The organism is Qipengyuania sp. NPDC077563 (genome assembly GCF_044901345.1).
Lineage (GTDB): Bacteria > Pseudomonadota > Alphaproteobacteria > Sphingomonadales > Sphingomonadaceae > Qipengyuania > Qipengyuania aestuarii.
Window position 1 is genome coordinate 2,501 of record NZ_JBJDPC010000005.1, and the last position, 3,072, is coordinate 5,572.

Genomic DNA, 3,072 nt, shown 5'->3' on the forward strand with positions numbered 1-3,072 from the left:
TTTCGATTGTTTTCGGACGATCGGAAAGAGGTGGATAGGGTATCACCAGACTGAATACATAGGTTTGGTGAAGCGAACCCGGGGAACTGAAACATCTCAGTACCTGGAGGAAAAGACATCAACAGAGATTCCCGTAGTAGTGGCGAGCGAACCGGGACCAGGCCAATGCTTCTTCGTTAATTAGCAAAACACTTTGGAAAGAGTGGCCATAGTGGGTGACAGCCCCGTATGCGAAAGTGAGCGAAGAAGATTCGAGTAGGGCGGGACACGTGAAATCCTGTCTGAACATGGGGGGACCACCCTCCAAGCCTAAATACTCGCACATGACCGATAGCGAACACAGTACCGTGAGGGAAAGGTGAAAAGCACCCCGATTAGGGGAGTGAAACAGTACCTGAAACCGGATGCTTACAAGCAGTTGGAGCCCCATAGGGGGTGACAGCGTACCTCTTGCATAATGGGTCAGTGACTTAATCTACCATGCAAGCTTAAGCCGTTAGGTGTAGGCGCAGCGAAAGCGAGTCTGAATAGGGCGACTGAGTATGATGGATTAGACCCGAACCCCGGCGATCTAGGCATGGCCAGGTTGAAGGTGCGGTAACACGCACTGGAGGACCGAACCGGTGAATGTTGAAAAATTCTCGGATGAGCTGTGTTTAGGGGTGAAAGGCCAATCAAGCCGGGAAATAGCTGGTTCTCCGCGAAATCTATTGAGGTAGAGCGTCGGATGTATGCCGATGGGGGTAGAGCACTGGATGGGCTAGGGCTGCGCGAGCGGTACCAAACCTAACCAAACTCCGAATACCATCGAGTCTTATCCGGCAGACAGACGGCGGGTGCTAAGGTCCGTCGTCAAAAGGGAAACAGCCCTAACCTACAGCTAAGGTCCCCAAGTCATATCTAAGTGGGAAAGCATGTGGGAATCCCAAAACAACCAGGAGGTTGGCTTAGAAGCAGCCATCCTTTAAAGAAAGCGTAACAGCTCACTGGTCTAAACAAGGGTTCCTGCGGCGAAGATGTAACGGGGCTAAAGATATGCACCGAAGCTTAGGGTTCAGAATTCATTCTGAGCGGTAGCGGAGCGTTCCGTAAGCGAGCGAAGGAGAAGGGTAACCGACTCTGGACGTATCGGAAGTGCGAATGCTGACATGAGTAGCGACAAACAGGGTGAGATGCCCTGTCGCCGAAAGACCAAGGGTTCCTGCGCAACGCTAATCGGCGCAGGGTTAGCCGGCCCCTAAGACGAGCCCGAAGGGGGTAGTCGATGGGAACCACGTAAATATTCGTGGGCCTGAAGATGTGTGACGGATGGCGGAAGTTGTTCTCTCTTATTGGATTGAGAGGGCAGCCAAGTTGTTCCAGGAAATAGCCTCTTCACTATAGACCGTACCCGAAACCGACACAGGTGGTCAGGTAGAGTATACCAAGGCGCTTGAGAGAAGTATCCTGAAGGAACTCGGCAAATTGCCTCCGTACCTTCGGAAGAAGGAGGCCCTGGATCGACGCAAGTCTTTTCAGGGGGCACAGGCCAGGGGGTAGCGACTGTTTAGCAAAAACACAGCACTCTGCTAAGTCGGCTTCAAGACGACGTATAGGGTGTGACGCCTGCCCGGTGCTGGAAGGTTAAGAGGAGGAGTGCAAGCTCCGAATTGAAGCCCCAGTAAACGGCGGCCGTAACTATAACGGTCCTAAGGTAGCGAAATTCCTTGTCGGGTAAGTTCCGACCTGCACGAATGGCGTAACGACTTCCCCACTGTCTCCAGGATATGCTCAGCGAAATTGAATTCTCCGTGAAGATGCGGAGTACCCGCGGTTAGACGGAAAGACCCCGTGCACCTTTACTGCAGCTTCAGAGTGGCATTAGGAAAGAGTTGTGTAGCATAGGTGGGAGGCTTTGAAGCGAGAGCGCCAGTTCTCGTGGAGCCATAGGTGAAATACCACCCTGCTGTTTTCTGATGTCTAACCAGCTACCGTTATCCGGTAGTGGGACCCTCTGTGGCGGGTAGTTTGACTGGGGCGGTCGCCTCCTAAAGAGTAACGGAGGCGCGCGATGGTAGGCTCAGGACGGTTGGAAACCGTCTGCAAGAGTGCAATGGCATAAGCCTGCCTGACTGCGAGACTGACGAGTCGAGCAGAGACGAAAGTCGGTCATAGTGATCCGGTGGTCCCTCGTGGAAGGGCCATCGCTCAACGGATAAAAGGTACGCCGGGGATAACAGGCTGATGATTCCCAAGAGCTCATATCGACGGAATCGTTTGGCACCTCGATGTCGGCTCATCACATCCTGGGGCTGGAGCAGGTCCCAAGGGTTTGGCTGTTCGCCAATTAAAGTGGTACGTGAGCTGGGTTCAGAACGTCGCGAGACAGTTTGGTCCCTATCTGCCGTGGGCGTCGATACTTGAAAGGAGTTGCCCCTAGTACGAGAGGACCGGGGTGAACGTACCTCTGGTGTACCTGTCATCCTGCCAAGGGTGCCGCAGGGTAGCTATGTACGGACGGGATAACCGCTGAAAGCATCTAAGCGGGAAGCCTCCCTTAAGATAAGGTATCTTCGAACCGTCGTAGACCACGACGTTGATAGGCCGGGTGTGGAAGCGCAGTAATGCGTGTAGCTAACCGGTCCTAATAGTTCTTTTCGCGCTTGTAGGATCCATACCATCAACGACAGCCCTGTGGCCTAGTTGAAGGTGGAGGAAACTCTGGCCGGATAAACGCCCAGTATCGCATCGATTTAAACCCATGTCCGCCAGCTCTATTGCTTGGTGACCTTAGCGTCCGTGACCCACCCGATCCCATCTCGAACTCGGCCGTGAAACCGGACAGCGCCGATGGTACTAGTGCTCAAGCACTGGAAGAGTAGGTCGTCGCCAGGCATTAAAGCCGGCGGGCATCGGGACATAAACCCATTCACAGTTTCAAAAAACGCCGCTGCCGGGGCATCCCCGAGCGGCGGCTTTTTCGTCTCTGGACCAAACGTCCAAAGACAACGGTACCGCGGGGTGGAGCAGTCCGGTAGCTCGTCAGGCTCATAACCTGAAGGTCGTTGGTTCAAATCCAACCCCCGCAACCAA

Annotated in this window: 1 tRNA gene and 2 rRNA genes (1 of these 3 running past the window's edge); all 3 read left to right on the forward strand. The window is 53.9% G+C overall.

What is annotated here, in order from left to right:
- Positions 1-2,647: ribosomal RNA gene (locus tag ACI2I1_RS15505) — 23S ribosomal RNA — on the forward strand (it extends 144 nt beyond the left edge of the window).
- A gap of 112 nt (positions 2,648-2,759) precedes the next feature.
- Positions 2,760-2,874, forward strand: a 5S ribosomal RNA gene (gene rrf / locus ACI2I1_RS15510).
- A 120-nt stretch (positions 2,875-2,994) separates the two neighbouring features.
- Positions 2,995-3,071, forward strand: a tRNA-Met gene (locus ACI2I1_RS15515).
- The last annotated feature ends 1 nt before the right edge of the window (position 3,072 follow it).